This is a genomic window from Bradyrhizobium paxllaeri (assembly GCF_001693515.2).
In the GTDB taxonomy this organism is placed as follows: domain Bacteria; phylum Pseudomonadota; class Alphaproteobacteria; order Rhizobiales; family Xanthobacteraceae; genus Bradyrhizobium; species Bradyrhizobium paxllaeri.
Genome location: NZ_CP042968.1, coordinates 358,716 through 373,998 on the forward strand (window position 1 = coordinate 358,716; position 15,283 = coordinate 373,998).

General features: G+C 64.1%; 14 protein-coding genes. 7 read left to right on the plus strand and 7 right to left on the minus strand.

Annotated elements, in window-relative coordinates:
• Positions 1-83: 83 nt before the first annotated feature.
• From LMTR21_RS01675 to yddG, 3 genes are all read left to right on the plus strand, one after another.
• The gene (locus LMTR21_RS01675) at positions 84-1,262 is read left to right on the plus strand and encodes an acetyl-CoA C-acetyltransferase (protein WP_065750566.1); all 1,179 of its coding nucleotides are present in this window, start codon (positions 84-86) and stop codon (positions 1,260-1,262) included.
• 204 nt (positions 1,263-1,466) lie between these two features.
• Positions 1,467-2,192, plus strand: coding sequence for an acetoacetyl-CoA reductase (gene phbB, locus LMTR21_RS01680; RefSeq protein ID WP_065750503.1), 726 nt, complete (start codon positions 1,467-1,469; stop codon positions 2,190-2,192).
• 137 nt (positions 2,193-2,329) lie between these two features.
• Entirely contained in the window at positions 2,330-3,202 is an 873-nt protein-coding gene (gene yddG, locus LMTR21_RS01685; protein WP_065750504.1) for an aromatic amino acid exporter YddG, read from the plus strand.
• Between the two features lie 80 nt (positions 3,203-3,282).
• On the opposite strand, the gene LMTR21_RS01690 is transcribed toward yddG, so the two are convergent.
• Entirely contained in the window at positions 3,283-3,717 is a 435-nt protein-coding gene (locus LMTR21_RS01690) for a cupin domain-containing protein (protein WP_430642521.1), read from the minus strand.
• Entirely contained in the window at positions 3,717-4,484 is a 768-nt protein-coding gene (gene gloB, locus LMTR21_RS01695) for a hydroxyacylglutathione hydrolase (RefSeq protein WP_065750505.1), read from the minus strand. Before gloB ends, LMTR21_RS01690 begins: the two co-directional genes overlap by 1 nt.
• A gap of 119 nt (positions 4,485-4,603) precedes the next feature.
• On the opposite strand from gloB, the gene LMTR21_RS01700 reads away from it, so the two are divergent.
• Positions 4,604-5,359, plus strand: coding sequence for a methyltransferase domain-containing protein (locus tag LMTR21_RS01700; RefSeq protein ID WP_141688061.1), 756 nt, complete (start codon positions 4,604-4,606; stop codon positions 5,357-5,359).
• 115 nt (positions 5,360-5,474) lie between these two features.
• On the opposite strand, the gene LMTR21_RS01705 is transcribed toward LMTR21_RS01700, so the two are convergent.
• The 5 genes from LMTR21_RS01705 to LMTR21_RS01725 all read right to left on the minus strand — a co-directional run bounded on the left by LMTR21_RS01705 (position 5,475) and on the right by LMTR21_RS01725 (position 12,739).
• The gene (locus tag LMTR21_RS01705) at positions 5,475-6,224 is read right to left on the minus strand and encodes a DUF4167 domain-containing protein (protein ID WP_065750506.1); all 750 of its coding nucleotides are present in this window, start codon (positions 6,222-6,224) and stop codon (positions 5,475-5,477) included.
• A 490-nt stretch (positions 6,225-6,714) separates the two neighbouring features.
• A complete protein-coding gene (prmC, locus tag LMTR21_RS01710; RefSeq protein WP_065750507.1) occupies positions 6,715-7,596 on the minus strand; it encodes a peptide chain release factor N(5)-glutamine methyltransferase in 882 nt (293 codons plus the stop codon).
• A gap of 163 nt (positions 7,597-7,759) precedes the next feature.
• Entirely contained in the window at positions 7,760-8,839 is a 1,080-nt protein-coding gene (prfA, locus tag LMTR21_RS01715; protein ID WP_065750569.1) for a peptide chain release factor 1, read from the minus strand.
• Between the two features lie 56 nt (positions 8,840-8,895).
• Entirely contained in the window at positions 8,896-11,163 is a 2,268-nt protein-coding gene (gene ptsP, locus LMTR21_RS01720; RefSeq protein ID WP_065750508.1) for a phosphoenolpyruvate--protein phosphotransferase, read from the minus strand.
• 322 nt (positions 11,164-11,485) lie between these two features.
• Positions 11,486-12,739 carry an aspartate kinase gene (locus tag LMTR21_RS01725; protein WP_065750509.1) on the minus strand — a complete coding sequence of 418 codons (1,254 nt, stop codon included), beginning with the start codon at positions 12,737-12,739 and terminating at the stop codon, positions 11,486-11,488.
• Positions 12,740-12,914: 175 nt separating this feature from the next.
• Here LMTR21_RS01725 and LMTR21_RS01730 point away from each other — a divergent pair, with 175 nt between their 5' ends.
• The 3 genes from LMTR21_RS01730 (at position 12,915) to LMTR21_RS01740 (ending at position 15,196) form a co-directional block, all read left to right on the plus strand.
• Entirely contained in the window at positions 12,915-13,394 is a 480-nt protein-coding gene (locus LMTR21_RS01730; protein WP_065750510.1) for a PH domain-containing protein, read from the plus strand.
• A 3-nt stretch (positions 13,395-13,397) separates the two neighbouring features.
• On the plus strand, positions 13,398-14,165 hold the full coding sequence (ubiG, locus tag LMTR21_RS01735) for a bifunctional 2-polyprenyl-6-hydroxyphenol methylase/3-demethylubiquinol 3-O-methyltransferase UbiG (protein WP_065750511.1): 768 nt from the start codon (positions 13,398-13,400) through the stop codon (positions 14,163-14,165).
• A 131-nt stretch (positions 14,166-14,296) separates the two neighbouring features.
• Positions 14,297-15,196: a DMT family transporter gene (locus LMTR21_RS01740; RefSeq protein ID WP_065750512.1), complete on the plus strand. Its 900-nt coding sequence runs from the start codon at positions 14,297-14,299 to the stop codon at positions 15,194-15,196.
• Positions 15,197-15,283: the final 87 nt, after the last annotated feature.

Below are 15,283 nucleotides of genomic sequence, written 5' to 3' on the forward strand. Positions count from 1 at the left end.
TAAGGTGAGAGACAGGCACGCCATCCGGCCCGCCCGCCGTCCAAGAAACCTCAAGCCCAAGAAAACCCCATAAGGAGATGTCCATGTCAGACGATGTCGTCATCGTCAGCGCCGCCCGCACCCCGGTCGGCAGCTTCAACGGCGCGTTCGCCACCACCCCGGCCCATGACCTCGGCGCCATCGCCATCAAGGCGGCGCTGGAGCGTGCAGGCGTCGAGCCGGGCCAGGTCTCCGAAGTCATCATGGGCCAGATCCTGACCGCCGCCCAAGGCCAGAACCCGGCCCGCCAAGCCTCGATCAATGCCGGAATTCCGGTGGAGAGCCCGGCCTGGGGCGTCAACCAGCTCTGCGGCTCGGGCCTGCGCTCGGTCGCGCTCGGCTACCAGGCGCTGCTCAACGGCGATTCCTCCGTTGTCGTCGCCGGCGGCCAGGAATCGATGAGCATGGCCCCCCACGCGCAATATCTGCGCGGCGGCGTCAAGATGGGCGGCCTCGAGCTGGTCGACACCATGATCAAGGACGGCCTGTGGGATGCCTTCAACGGCTACCACATGGGTAACACCGCCGAGAACGTCGCCAAGCAGTGGCAGATCACCCGCGCCCAGCAGGATGAGTTCGCCGTCCACTCGCAGCAGAAGGCCGAGGCCGCGCAGAAGGCCGGCAAGTTCAAGGACGAGATCGCCGCCGTCACCATCAAGACCCGCAAGGGCGACGTGGTGGTCGACACCGACGAATATCCCCGCCACGGCGCAACCCTGGAGGCGATGGCCAAGCTGAAGCCGGCCTTCGAGAAGGAAGGCACCGTGACCGCCGGCAGCGCGTCGGGCATCAATGACGGCGCCGCTGCGGTGGTGCTGATGACCGCCAAGGAAGCCGCCAAGCAGGGCAAGAAGCCGCTCGCCCGCATCGTGTCGTGGGGCCAGGCCGGCGTCGATCCCAAGATCATGGGCTCCGGTCCGATCCCTGCCTCGCGCGCCGCCCTGAAGCGGGCCGGCTGGAACGTCGGCGACCTCGACCTGATCGAGGCCAACGAGGCGTTCGCGGCACAGGCCTGCGCGGTCAACAAGGATCTCGGCTGGGATACCGGCAAGGTCAACGTCAACGGCGGCGCGATCGCGATCGGTCACCCGATCGGCGCGTCGGGAGCGCGCGTGCTGGTGACACTCTTGTACGAGATGCAGAAGCGCGACGCCAAGAAGGGCCTCGCCACTTTGTGCATCGGCGGCGGCATGGGCATCGCGATGTGTGTCGCGCGCGACTGAACTAAAGGCAGAGTGAACGGTTGAATGATGAAAAGATCATCTCGTAACCGCGGCTCGAATTGATAAAGATGAAATGCCCGGTCTCGCGCCGGGCATTTTCATCTCTGAAGCGTTCAAGAGCGCTTTCAAGAACGGAAGACCGACATTCGTCAAAAGACCGGGACAATTCCGGCGTACTATGAGTTTACCAAGGAGGACTACGACATGGCACGTGTTGCACTGGTTACGGGAGGTACGCGAGGCATCGGCGCTGCGATCAGCAAGGCGCTGAAGGCCGCAGGCTACAAGGTTGCGGCAAGCTATGCCGGCAACGACGCTGCCGCCGAGAAATTCAAATCCGAGACCGGTATCCCCGTCTACAAATGGGACGTCTCTTCGTTCGACGCCTGCGCCGAGGGCATCAAGAAGGTCGAGGCCGATGTCGGTCCGGTCGACGTGCTCGTCAACAATGCCGGCATCACCAAGGACGGCGCCTTCCACAAGATGACGCTCGATCAGTGGAACGCCGTCATCAACACCAATCTCGGCTCGCTGTTCAACATGACGCGCCCGGTGATCGAGGGCATGCGCGCCCGCAAGTTCGGCCGCATCATCAACATCTCCTCGATCAACGGCCAGAAGGGACAGTTCGGCCAGGTCAACTATTCCGCGGCCAAGGCCGGCGATATCGGCTTCACCAAGGCCTTAGCGCTCGAGAATGCCAAGGGCGGCGTCACCGTGAACGCGATCTGCCCGGGCTACATCAACACCGAAATGGTGCAGGCGGTGCCGAAGGACGTGCTGGAGAAGAGCATTCTGCCGCTGATCCCGGTCAACCGTCTCGGCGAGCCCGAGGAAATCGCCCGCGCCGTGGTGTTCCTCGCTGCCGATGAGGCCGGCGGCATCACCGGCTCGACGATGACGATCAACGGCGGGCAGTATATGACCTGATCGTTGTTTTCGACCGCCGTTGCACGTCGCGATGGCCATGAAAAGTTGTCATGCCCGGGCTTGTCCCGGGCATCCACGTCTTTACAACGAGCAGCAAGAAAGATGGATTGCTTCGCTTCGCTCGCAATGACGCCCTCATGACTCCCCGTGCCGCCACCCTGATCGGCCTGACCGCGATCCTGATGTGGTCGCTGCTGTCGGTGCTGACGGTCGCGACTGGAAAGATCCCGGCGTTCCAACTCGCCGCCATGACGTTTGCGATCGGCGCGATGGTTGCCTTTGCGAGCTTCCTGTTCCGGCCGGCCGCCTTCAATGCGCTCAAGCAGCCCGTGGTCGCCTGGGTCGTCGGCGTCGGCGGACTGTTCGGATATCATGCGCTTTACTTCCTCGCGCTGCGCTTTGCGCCGCCGGCGGAAGCCGGGCTGTTGAATTATCTCTGGCCGCTCTTGATCGTACTGTTCTCCTCGCTGCTGCCGGGTGAGCGGCTGGCGCCGCATCACATCATCGGTGCGCTGCTCGGGCTCGCCGGCACGGTGCTGCTGCTTGCCGGCAATACTGGCGGCTTCATGCCGGCCCAAATCCCCGGATTGGCGGCCGCCTTCGTAGCAGCCTTTGTGTGGGCGGCCTATTCAGTGATGTCGCGCAAGCTCAAGGCGGTGCCGACCGATGCGGTGGCCGGCTTCTGCCTCGCCACCGCGCTGCTCGCGGCGCTCGTCCACGGCATGGTCGAGACCACGGTGTGGCCGGACACGATCGGGCAGTGGCTTGCGATCATCGCGCTCGGCGTCGGTCCGGTGGGCGCCGCGTTCTTCGTCTGGGACATCGGCATGAAGCGCGGCGACATCCGCGTGCTGGGCGCCGCGTCCTACGCGACGCCGCTGCTCTCGACCGCGTTTCTGATTCTCGCCGGTTTCGCGCAAGCCACCGCCACGATCGCCATCGCCGCGATCCTGATCGCCGGCGGCGGCCTGATCGCGGCAAAGGATATGGTATTGAGAAAGAATCCGTAAGGTGGGCAAAGCGAAGCGTGCCCACCATTCTTAGGTGCAACAGCAGACCAAGATGGTGGGCTTGCTGCGCTTTGCCCACCCTACGAAGCAGGCTCCCAACCCTTCGGTGCCAGCTCGAATTTCGCAAACTCGAATCCGGGCGCGACGGTGCAGCCGACCAGCGTCCAGTCGCCGGTGCTCTCGGCCGCCTGCCATGCATGCGCTGGCACAATTGCCTGCGGGGTTTCGCCCGCGGCAAGATCGGCGCCAAGTGCGATAATGCGTTCGCCATTCTCATCCGCGATTCGCAGCGTCAGCGCGCTCCCTGCGTAATAGTGCCAGGTCTCCACGGCATCGACGCGGTGCCAGTGCGAGCGTTCGCCGCGGGCCAGCAGGAAATAGATCGCGGTCGATCGCGAGCGACCGTCGGCGTCGACGCTTTCGTCGCGAAACGTCTCGCGATAGTAGCCACCCTCGGGGTGCGGCTTGAGGTCGAGCCGCGCGATGATGTCGGCGGCTTGCTTCGGCAGTGCCATCAGGACTTGTTCTTGCGTTCGCGGAGTTCGCCGAACACTTCGACGGCGCTGGCACCCTTCATGTGCAGCCTGGCGGCTACCGACGGCTCGTCGGCGCGCAGGAACACGTTGGTCTTTTTCTCCTCGCCCAGCAGCACCGGGATCGTCGGCTTGTTCTCCGCACGCAGCCGCGTCACTTCCGCGGCGCGGAGCTGCAGCGCGGGATTGTCGCCATCGACGGTCAGTGCGAACTTGACGTTGGAAGCGGTGTATTCATGGCCGCAATAGAGTTTGAAATCGTCCGGCAGCGCGCGCAGCTTCAGCAGCGAATCCCACATCATGGGGTAGGTGCCCTCGAACACCCGGCCGCAGCCGATCGAGAACAGCGTGTCGGCGGCGAACACCGCCTTCTCGCCGTCGAATACGTAGGAGATGTGATCCAGCGTGTGGCCCGGCGTTTCCAGCACCCGCACCAGCAGGCTGCCGACCTTGATGACGTCGCCATGGCTCGTGCGCAGATCGACATTGGCGATCTTGGTGGACTTGTCGTGCGGTGCAACGACGCGGCAGTTATATTTCTGCTTCAATTCGGCGACGCCGCCGACATGGTCGTGATGGTGGTGGGTGATCAGGATATCGGTCAGCGTCCAACCCTCGCGCTCCAGCGCCTTGATGATCGGACCAGCTTCCGGCGCGTCGATCGATGCGGTGGCCTTGGTTGCGGGATCGTGGATCAAATAGCCGAAATTGTCGCTGAGACAGGTGAAGGTGCGAATTTCCGCGGCCATGATCGCTCCGTGTTCAGGCTTTCAGCCCCATTAATTCCAAAGAAATATGGCGTTAACGCTTGCGCGGCAATGCCATTTTCGGTGCGCCGCAATGTAACACGGTGTGGTAGATTGCGCGCATGACCATCGACGTCATCGATCTCCGCGATTTCTATTCGCAGCGCCTCGGCATCGTGGCGCGGCAGTTGATCAACCGCGGTATCCGGGCGCGCTGGCCCGACGCGGCGGGGCAGCGCGTGCTCGGCCTCGGCTACCCTACGCCCTATCTCGGCCTGTTTCGCGAGGATTCCGAGCGCTGCATTGCGTTCATGCCGGCGGCGCAGGGCGTGTTGAAATGGCCGACGGCGCGGCCAGCGCTGGCGACCCTGATCGACGAGTTTTCAATGCCGCTACCGGACGCCGCGGTGGACCGCATCCTGCTGGTTCATGCGCTGGAAATGTCCGACGATCCCGAGCGCCTGCTGCGCGAGGTGTGGCGGGTGCTGGCGCCGTCCGGTCGCCTGATCGCCGTCATCCCGAACCGGCGCGGCGTGTGGACGCGCACCGACAATACGCCGTTCGGCCACGGTCGGCCCTATTCGCGTGCACAGATCACGCAATTGCTGCGGCAGACCTGGTTCACGCCGGCGGCGTGGGGCGAAGCGCTGTTTCTGCCGCCGGTCGGCAAGGGCTGGTTTCTGCGTTCGGCGATGGCGTGGGAGCGCGTCGGCGCCGCGCTGTCGCTGCCGTTCGCCGGCGTGCATATCGTGGAAGCGACCAAGCAGGTCTATCGCGCGATCCCCGCGGGCCGCGAACGCACGCGGCTGATTCCCTCGCTGGAGCCGGTACTGGTGCCGTCGTCGACGGCAACGCGGGACAAGCTCAAGGGATCGTAGAAACGCAGGGTGGGCAAAGGCACGTCAGCGCCGTGCCCACCATTTTATCCGCAGGCTCTGCAAGAGCGGTGGGCACGCTTCGCTTTGCCCACCCTACGAAGCTGAGTGAATTCGCTTACTCGTTCCCCGGATTGAAATCTTCGCTCGGCGCGGCAGGGGCGGCCATGCTGTCGGGACGCGGGCCATGCGGCCGGCGGCGACGGCGCGGGAAACGCTCGCCGCGGCCCTCTTCATATCCGCCGGGTGTGCCATTCACCTGCGGCTGTGGGCCGGTGATGAAGGAGGGCAGGCGATCGACGCCGCCGGTATCGGCAACCACCGGCTGCGGCTGAGGCTGTTGCGGCTGATATTGCGGCTGCTGACGATGCTCGCGATCGCGATCGCGATGATGCTCGCGCGGCTGCTGCTGATCACGCTGGTAGGGCTGGCTGTCGCCGCGCTGCTCACGCGGATTGTTGTCGCGGATATAGGGCTGCGGCTGCTGCGGCACGAAGCCCGGCTCTTGGCCGAAATGCGAGAAGCTCTCGCCCTCGTCGTCGCCGTCTTCCGTCGGCTGCGTCTCGGTGTCGATGCGCGGCTGCGGCTGGTTCTGCCGGAACTGCTCCTGGGCTGCGGCGATCAGGCGGAAGTAGTGTTCGGCGTGCTGGTAGTAGTTCTCGGCTGCGACCGGGTCGCCGGAAGAGCGCGCGTCGCGCGCCAACTGGACGTATTTTTCGGCGACGTGCGAGGCGGTGCCGCGGATCTTGATATCGGGTCCGTTCGATTCGAACACCCGGGTCATCGGGTTCTGACCACGCCGGTTATTATTGTTGTTATTGTTGTTGTTCCGGTTACGCATCCGCTTGTTGTTCTGACCGTTTCTCATGTGTCGCCTTTATTCCAGCCCTGAAGTTATGCAGTTGCCGTCGTAGCCTTGATCCGATCCGGACGCGCGCTTATGCGCACCGAATCACGATGCCGTTCAGTTTCATGTCGTCGATTTCGCCAACCATCGCGTTCAGCAAAGACGCGTTCCCCAACCGGCGGCTGACATTCGCCCGCCGGACCAAATCATTCAGCCTGCCAAAACCAGCCTAATCGTCTTGCGTGACGGCTTCGCGTGAGTGGCTGTTGCGTAAGTCTTCAAGCGCAATATCAGGCTTTCGTTCGCTTTACGGTCGAGAGCAGCACAGCTCCAGCTATTGCGCTCGATTCGACCTGTGTTTGGAACCTTTCACCCGGCGGGCTCTCGTTTCGAGAACTCTGGCCTCACCCGCATGAACTACGGGGCCAGCGACCCTGGACCGATGTTGTGGCCGGAACGTAGTCGCTCCCGGGGAATATTCCAAGGGGTTTTTTTGCGTTTCAAGGGGACTTTATCGGGCCATTTTGTGGCCCGCGACCGCCCGCGGAATGCCCGCCAGATCGGCCTTGGGTGCTGTTGTGCACATTAACCCTGCGGCCGCCATCAGCGCCTGGATCGGGCCGCTTTGGCCCTCTCCGGCCTCCACAACCAAGGCGGCGCCCGGGGCCAGAAACCCGGCCGCCTGGGGGATCAGAGCGCGGTAGGCGTCCAGCCCGTCGGAGCCGCCATCGAGTGCGGCCAGGGGATCGTGCTTCCTGACCTCCTGGTCCAGATCGGCGATATCAGCCGAGCGGATATAAGGTGGATTCGAAACGATCAGATCGAACGGGCCGGATAATGCGCTCGCATAGTCGCAGGCGACGAACGTCGCGCGATCCGAAAGTTCGGTGCGTGCCGCGTTGGCGGCGGCGGTCTGCAAGGCTGCCGCCGAAATGTCAGTGCCGAATCCGTGCGCCGCCGGCAATTCGGACAACAGCGCCAGCAGGATCGCGCCGGAGCCGGTGCCGAGATCGGCGATGCGCAACGGACGATCGAGGTTTCCGCCGGCGCGCAGCAGCTCCAGCGCCAGTTCGACCACCGTCTCGGTATCGGGCCGTGGCACCAGCGTCGCGGCCGAAAGTTGCAGCGGCAGCCCCCAGAACTCTCTCTGGCCAATGATGCGGGCGACCGGCTCGCTCGCGAGACGGCGGCGGGCGAAATCTTCGAGGCGCGCCGATTCATCCGACGTGAGCTGGCGCTGTGCCGACGTGATGATGCCGGTCAGGTCAAGGCTGAGCGCATGGCCGATCAAAAGCCGTGCGTCGAGTTCGGCAGATTCGATGGCGGCGGTTTTGAGTTGCGCGGCGAGGGCGCGCCGCGCGGCTTCGACAGTCTGGTTGGCGAAATCCGTCATCTGGCGCTCTCGCGCAAACCTCTCCACTCGTCGTCCCTGCGAACGCAGGGACCCATACTCCGCGGCCGTTCGATTGGGGCGGTGCGGGTTAAGATCTTGGGTAGCGACAAAAGCCGGTGGTTATGGGTCCCTGCTTTCGCAGGGACGACAGTGGGGATGATGCTCACGCCGCCGCGCCCTGCGCGGCAAGCTGCGCGGCCTGGTGCTCGGTGGTCAGCGCGTCGATCAGGTCGCCCAGCGATTCGCCCGCAATGACCTGCGGCAATTTGTAAAGCGTCAGGTTGATGCGATGGTCGGTGACGCGTCCCTGCGGGAAATTGTAGGTACGGATGCGCTCGCTTCGGTCGCCGGAGCCGACCTTCTCTTTGCGATCGGCGGAGCGCGCGGCATCGACGCGCTGGCGTTCGGCGTCATAGATGCGCGAGCGCAGGATGTTCATCGCGGAAGCGCGGTTCTTATGTTGCGAGCGGCTGTCCTGCATCATCACGACGATGCCGGTCGGAATATGGGTGATGCGGATCGCCGATTCGGTCTTGTTGACGTGCTGGCCGCCGGCGCCTTGCGCGCGCATGGTTTCGATCCGCAGATCCTCGTTCTTGATGTCGACGTCGACATCCTCGACCTCGGGCAGCACGGCGACGGTGGCGGCGGAGGTGTGAATGCGTCCCTGTGTCTCGGTATCAGGCACGCGCTGCACGCGGTGCACGCCGGATTCGAATTTCAGTTTGGCGAATGCGCCGCGGCCCTGCACCTCGGCGATGATTTCCTTGAAGCCGCCGACGGTGCCTTCCGAGGCAGAGATCACCTCGACCTTCCAGCCCTGCAAGGCCGCAAACCGCTCATACATCCGGAACAGGTCGCCGGCGAACAGCGAGGCCTCATCGCCGCCGGTGCCGGCGCGGATTTCCAGCATCACGTTGCGGTCGTCCATGGCGTCCTTGGGCAGCAGCGCCACGCGGATCTTCTGCTCCAGCTCGGCAACGCGCGCCTGCAGCGTCTCCAGCTCGGCTTCAGCCATGCTGCGCATTTCGGGATCGGTGGCGGCATCAGCCAGCAGCGATTCCGCGCCGGCAATCTCGGCCCGCGCCGCGCGATAGGTCTTCACGGCGTCGATCAGCGGATTGAGCTCGGCGAGCTCACGCGTGATCTGGACGTATTTTTCGGAATTCAACTGGCCCAGCAGCTCCGCCTCGAGCGAAGCGTGGTGGGCAAGCAGGATATCGAGTTTGGCTTCGGGTAGCATGGCGTTGTTCTCAGGCGGCGAATGCGGAAAGGCGGCGTTGTCGGGCAAGAGCCTCGCTACAACGACAGCCCCTCGGCTTCCGCGAATTCCGTCAGCTTCTGCCGAATCGAGACGCTGCCGGCCGGCGCGTCGAGCAGCGGCATGATAACAGCCTCGGCCTTCTTGGCGTCGAGGTCGAGAATCATCGCCTTTACCGGGCCGTGGCCGGTAGCCGACAGCGACAGCGAGCGGTAACCCAGCGCAATCAGCGCCAGCGCGCCGAGCGGCTTTGAGGCCATCTCGCCGCACAGCGAGGCCGTCTTCTTCGCCGCCTGCGCCTTGCGCACGATGTCGCGCAGCGCGCGCAGGATCGGCGCCGACATGGTGTCGAAGCGATCGGAAACTTTTGCGTTGCCACGGTCGACCGCGAACATGAACTGGAACAGGTCGTTCGACCCGACCGAAACGAAGTCGACCTTCTTCAGGAGTTCGTCGAGCTGATAGAGCAGCGCCGGCACTTCCACCATGGTGCCGACGTCGATGCGCTCCGGCAGCGCGTGGCCGTGCTGTCGCAGATACGTTAGCTCGCGTTCGACGATGGCCTTGGCCTGGTCGAACTCGGCGACATCGGAAATCATCGGAAACATGATCTTCAGCGCGCGACCGCCACCGGCCCGCAGCAGCGCGCGAATCTGGCCGCGCAGCAATCCCGGCCGGTCGAGGCCGAGCCGGATCGCGCGCCAGCCGAGCGCGGGATTTTCCTCGATCACGGCCTCCATATAGGGCAGCGCCTTGTCGCCGCCGATATCGAGGGTGCGGAACGTCACTGGCTTGGTGCCGGCGGCGTCCAGCACGGTGCGATAGAGCGCGAGCTGGTCGGACGAGCGCGGCAGGCTCTGGCCGACCATGAACTGCAGCTCGGTGCGGAACAGGCCGATACCGGCACTGCCGGTGTCGTCGATATGCGGCAGGTCGATGACGAGACCCGCATTGATCATCAGTTCGACTTTCTGGCCGTCCTTGGTCACGCAGGGCAGGTCGCGCAGCGCGGCATATTGCGCCTGGCGGCGGGCGCGGAACCGCACCCGCTCGGCATAGGCGGATTCGATCTCGGCTGAGGGGCGGATGTAGATCGAGCCCGAAGTGCCGTCGACGATGATGGCATCGCCGGGATCGGCGATGCCGGGCGCATTCGGCACCTCGCCGACGGCGGGAATGCCGAGCGCACGCGCCACGATCGAGACGTGTGAATTGGCGGTGCCTTCCTCCAGCACCAGGCCGCGCAGCCGCTTGCGGTCGTAGTCGAGCAGGGCGGCCGGGCCCATCGCGCGGGCGATCAGGATGGCGTTCTCGGGAAGCTGCTCGCGCGAGGGGGCGTGATCCTGGCCGACCAGTTGCCGCATCAGGCGATGGCCGAGGTCTTCCAGGTCGTGCAGGCGGTCACGCAGATAAGGATCGGTCGAACGCAGCATGCGCGCGCGGGTGTCGGACTGCACGCGTTCGACGGCGGCTTCCGCCGTGAGGCCGGTGGCGACCGCCTCGTGCAGCTTGTGCGACCAGCCGTGGTCGTTGGCGAACATCCGGTAGGCTTCCAGCACCTCGCGGTGCTCGCCGCCCTCGGCGACATCGCCGCGCTCCAGCATGCGGTCGAGATCGGCGCGCAGCTTGGCCAGCGCCGCATCCAGTTTCTTGATTTCCTTCGGCAGGTCTTCGGCAATGTAGTTGGTGATGACGACGCGCGGTTCGTGCAGCACGACGTGGCCGAGCGCGATGCCATCGGAGAGGATTGCACCCGTCTTGTGCAGGGAATGCCGCGCCGCCGGTTCCGCGCCGGGCTGCGCCAGCGCCGCCAGTTCGCCGGAGGCGATCATCTCCGCCAGCACCATGGCGGTGGTCTGCAGCGCCTCGACCTCTTCCTCGACATAGGTGCGCTTGGCGCGGTTCTGCACGACCAGCACGCCGAGCGTGTTGCCGGCACGCAGGATCGGCACGCCAAGGAACGAATGGTAGATTTCTTCGCCGGTCTCCGGGCGGAACGAGAACGCCGGGTGGCTCTGTGCGTCCGAGAGGTTGAGCGGGCTCGCCTCGCTGGAAACCAGGCCGACGAGGCCCTCATGCGCGTTCAGCACGGTGCGGTGCACCGCGTCGCGGTTCAGACCCTCGGTGGCATAAAGTTCGAGCGTATTATCGATGCGCAGCACGTAGCAGGAGCAGACCTCGGCCACCATGTTGGCCGCGATCAGCACCACGATCTTGTCCAGGCGTTCCTGCGCCGAGACCTTCTCCGCCATGGTTTCGCGGAGCCGTCTCAACAAGACGCGGGGACCTCCCGACGTGCTCCGCATATGCTGGTATCCTCCCCCGCGAGGCCAGCCCGCCGGGTGGCCGGTAGCTGGCGTGAAACACACGAAATACTACAATTTTATTCATTCGGCGCTGCCGCAGGAACGGATCCCGCCGAATCGGGATCGCCAAAACCTTGGTGCAGTTTGCGGCAACCCACCTCACAGGCCGTATAGCCAATCGAGGCTTGCTTTGCCAAGCAAAACGCCTGCCAAAAGCAATAACGTGTGTGTCAGGGCCGATGCTGCGCCCGCGAAGCGGAGATCCGCCGAACCAAGCCGGTTTGGCGATCAGACCATGCGCAAAATTTGAGAGAAAATCGTTCTAGGTCTGATCCAGCCCGTAGAGCGTGTGCAGCGTGCGCACCGCGAGCTCGGTGTAGGCGGCATCGATCAGCACCGAAAACTTGATCTCCGAGGTGGTGATGGCGCGGATGTTGATGTTGCGCTCGGACAGGGCCTTGAATGCCTTCGCCGCAACGCCGGCATGGCTGCGCATGCCGCTGCCGATCACCGAGACCTTCGACACGTCGGTGGCGCTGTCGAGCCGGGCATAGCCGATCTTGCCCTTGGAGGCGGTGATGGTGTCGCGGGCGCGGTTATAGTCGGAGGCCGGAACGGTGAAGGTGAGGTCGGTGGTCTTGCCGTCCTCGGACACGTTCTGAACGATCATGTCGACATTGATATTGGCATCCGCCAGCGGGCCGAAGATCGCGGCGGCGACGCCGGGTTTGTCCTCGATCTGGCGGAGCGAAATCTGGGCTTCGTCCTTGGAGAAGGCGATGCCGGTGACGACGTGGCTTTCCATGATTTCCTCCTCGCTGCAGATCAGCGTGCCCGGCGGCGTGCCATGCGGGTCGATATCCTCGGGCTTGTCAAAGCTGGAACGGACGAACACGGGCATGTTGTGCACCATGCCGAGTTCCACCGAACGCACCTGCAGGACCTTGGCGCCCAGCGAGGCGAGTTCCAGCATGTCTTCGAACGCGATTTTGTCGAGCCGCCGTGCCTTGGGAACGACCCGCGGATCGGTGGTGTAGACGCCGTCGACGTCGGTATAGATGTCACAGCGGTCGGCCCGGATGGCGGCGGCAATCGCCACCGCCGAGGTATCAGAACCGCCGCGGCCGAGCGTAGTGATTCGGTTGGTATGCGGATTGATGCCCTGAAAGCCGGCGATGACGGCGACTTCCTTGCGATCTCCGAAACGGTTGATGATTTCGGTGCCGTCGATCTCAAGAATGCGCGCCGAGGCATGGGCGTCGGAAGTCTTGATCGCGATCTGCCAGCCCTGCCAGGAGCGGGCCTGGATGCCCATGCCCTGCAGCACGATCGCGAGCAGGCCCGAGGTCACCTGTTCGCCGGACGCCACCACGGCGTCATATTCGCGCGCATCATGCATCGGCGAGGCGTCTCGGCACCATTCGACCAGCTCGTTGGTCTTGCCGGCCATGGCCGAGACGACGACGGCGACATCATGCCCGGCGTCGACTTCGCGCTTGACGTGACGCGCGACGTTGCGGATTCGGTCGATATTAGCGACGGACGTGCCGCCGAATTTCATCACGAGGCGGCCCATGACGACGCGTGCATTCCCTGTGAGGATAAGTTAGGTGACCCGCACGGAAAGTGGAGCGCCCGGGTCGAAAGCGGCGTATACATAGCGGCGCGGTCCGGGGCAAGCACCCCCGGTTCCGTTTTCGACCCAAAATGGCGCAAATTGCAGTGGTAGCGGGTTAATTCAGGGCGAGCGTATGGGCCGATATATCGATGAGATCCTGCAGCCCGGGGAAAAGGTGCTGTATTCGACCAATGCGCACTGGATATTTTTCCTGCCGGCGATCATCGGCTGGATTGTAGCGGGCGTATTCCTGACGCTCTCGGCCATGGTGCCGGCGGGACCATCCGTGCTGATCTGTCTGTCGCTGGCGGCGATTGCAGCCGTCGCTGCGTTGTACAAGACGGCGACCGCCTGGTTCCATCGCTGGACCACCGAGACTGACGTCACCAATTTCCGCGTCGTTCACAAGACTGGCTTTGTTAAACGGCAGACGTTCGAGATGAGTGTCGACAAGGTTGAGAGCGTTGACGTCAACCAGAGCATCCTCGGTCGCCTCCTCAACTACGGCGACGTAACGGTCCTGGGGGTCGGCGAGGGTGGAAAGACCCTCGATATGATCGCTTCGCCATTGTCGTTTCGCAATGCCATCACCGCACGACCGGCCGGCACCTGAACCATGGCTATGCAGCAGAATTCTTCCGCCGGTTTCTCCGCCACCGGCTCGACCGTTGACCCGGCCGAGGTCGCGAAATTCTCCAAACTGTCCGACGAGTGGTGGGACCCCAGGGGCAAGATGGCCCCGCTGCACAAGATCAACCCGCTGCGGCTCGGCTACATCAGAGACGCCGCATGCCGCAAGTTCGAGCGCAATGCCCGGAGCCTGAGCTGCCTGTCGGGCCTGCGGATCCTCGATATCGGTTGCGGCGCGGGTCTGTTGTGCGAGCCGTTGACGCGGCTCGGTGCGCAGGTAATCGGGGTCGACCCGTCAGCGACCAACATTGCCGCTGCCAGGCTGCATGCCGACAAGGGCCATCTGTCGATCGACTATCGCTGCACCACCGTCGAGCAGATGGACCACCGCGAGCGCTTCGACATCGTGCTGGCGATGGAAGTGATCGAGCATGTCACCGATGTCGGCGCGTTCCTCACCCGCTGCGCGGCCATGGTCAAGCCGGGCGGGTTGATGGTGGTCTCGACGCTGAACCGCAACTGGAAGAGCTTTGCGCTCGCGATCGTCGGCGCGGAATATGTGCTGCGCTGGCTGCCGCGCGGCACCCATCAATGGGACAAGTTCGTCACGCCGGACGAGCTTGCGCAGCATCTCGCCAACAACCGCCTCACCATCACCGAACAGGCCGGCGTAGTTTATAACCCGCTCGCCGACCGGTGGAGCATCTCGTCCGACATGGACGTGAACTATATGGTGGTGGCGGAGGGCGTGTAGGGATTCTTGATCCCTGCTTTCGCAGGCACGACACCGCCTTTCGGGCCGAGCGCAATCCTGTCATGACGCCGCTTCGGTTGACCTGATCCGTCCTGCCCGGCACGGTGCGGCAGCTCCCGCCGGTATTTCCGATGTTTTCCATCGCCTCGCTCTGGATTCCCTTCACCCTCATCGCTGCGCTCGGCCAGGTCGCGCGCAATGCGATGCAGCGCTCGTTGACGGGACCGCTCGGGACCTGGGGCGCGACCAATATCCGCTTCCTGTTCGGCTTTCCGTTCTCGGTTATTTTCTGCGCGCTCGTGATCGCCGTCACCGGCGATCCCGTGCCGTGGCCGGCCGCGGTGTTCTGGCCATGGCTGCTGCTCGGCGCACTGAGCCAGATCGTCGCCACCGGCCTGATGCTGCTGGCGATGAACGACCGCTCCTTTGTCGTGACGACGGCCTATCTGAAGACGGAAGCAATCCAGACCGCGATCTTCGGCTTCATCTTCCTCAGCGATCATTTGACGGTGCTGAAAGTGGTCGCCATCATCATCGCGACCGTCGGCGTGGTCATCACCGCGCTGCGGCCGGGCGGTGAGAAGGGCTTTGCCGAGCTTAAGCCGACGATCATCGGCCTCGTTGCCGCCGGTTGCTTTGCGCTGTCGGCAATCGGCTTCCGCGGCGCGATTATCTCGGTCCCCGGCGCCTCCTTCGTCACTACTGCCTCCTTCACGCTGGTGTTCGGCCTGTTCGTGCAGACGCTGGTGCTGACGGTCTATCTGCTCGCCCGCGCGCCTGATGTGCTGATGAAGATTTTCGGCCTGTGGCGGCCCTCGATGCTGGCGGGCTTCATGGGCGCGTTCGCCTCGCAGTTCTGGTTTCTGGCGTTTGCGCTGACGGCGGCCGCCAACGTGCGCACGCTGGCGCTGGTCGAGGTGTTGTTCGCGCAGGCCGTTGCGTATTACTCGTTCAAGCAGCCCATTTCGGCGCGAGAGTTGTCAGGGATCGTGCTGATCGTGCTGGGCGTGGCGCTATTGGTGGCGGCGTAGTCAGAAGCCGTAGGGTGGGCAAAGCGAAGCGTGCCCACCATTCCAACCACAGATGTTTGCCGCTACATGGTGGGCACGCTGCGCTTT

What these genes read in the sequence shown, in the direction of transcription:
- LMTR21_RS01675 (WP_065750566.1), top strand. Translation starts at nt 84, where the DNA reads ATGTCAGACGATGTCGTCATCGTCAGCGCCGCCCGCACCCCGGTCGGC.
- phbB (WP_065750503.1), top strand. Translation starts at nt 1,467, where the DNA reads ATGGCACGTGTTGCACTGGTTACGGGAGGTACGCGAGGCATCGGCGCT.
- yddG (WP_065750504.1), top strand. Translation starts at nt 2,330, where the DNA reads ATGACTCCCCGTGCCGCCACCCTGATCGGCCTGACCGCGATCCTGATG.
- LMTR21_RS01690 (WP_430642521.1), bottom strand. Translation starts at nt 3,717, where the DNA reads ATGGCACTGCCGAAGCAAGCCGCCGACATCATCGCGCGGCTCGACCTC.
- gloB (WP_065750505.1), bottom strand. Translation starts at nt 4,484, where the DNA reads ATGGCCGCGGAAATTCGCACCTTCACCTGTCTCAGCGACAATTTCGGC.
- LMTR21_RS01700 (WP_141688061.1), top strand. Translation starts at nt 4,604, where the DNA reads ATGACCATCGACGTCATCGATCTCCGCGATTTCTATTCGCAGCGCCTC.
- LMTR21_RS01705 (WP_065750506.1), bottom strand. Translation starts at nt 6,224, where the DNA reads ATGAGAAACGGTCAGAACAACAAGCGGATGCGTAACCGGAACAACAAC.
- prmC (WP_065750507.1), bottom strand. Translation starts at nt 7,596, where the DNA reads ATGACGGATTTCGCCAACCAGACTGTCGAAGCCGCGCGGCGCGCCCTC.
- prfA (WP_065750569.1), bottom strand. Translation starts at nt 8,839, where the DNA reads ATGCTACCCGAAGCCAAACTCGATATCCTGCTTGCCCACCACGCTTCG.
- ptsP (WP_065750508.1), bottom strand. Translation starts at nt 11,163, where the DNA reads ATGCGGAGCACGTCGGGAGGTCCCCGCGTCTTGTTGAGACGGCTCCGC.
- LMTR21_RS01725 (WP_065750509.1), bottom strand. Translation starts at nt 12,739, where the DNA reads ATGGGCCGCCTCGTGATGAAATTCGGCGGCACGTCCGTCGCTAATATC.
- LMTR21_RS01730 (WP_065750510.1), top strand. Translation starts at nt 12,915, where the DNA reads ATGGGCCGATATATCGATGAGATCCTGCAGCCCGGGGAAAAGGTGCTG.
- ubiG (WP_065750511.1), top strand. Translation starts at nt 13,398, where the DNA reads ATGGCTATGCAGCAGAATTCTTCCGCCGGTTTCTCCGCCACCGGCTCG.
- LMTR21_RS01740 (WP_065750512.1), top strand. Translation starts at nt 14,297, where the DNA reads ATGTTTTCCATCGCCTCGCTCTGGATTCCCTTCACCCTCATCGCTGCG.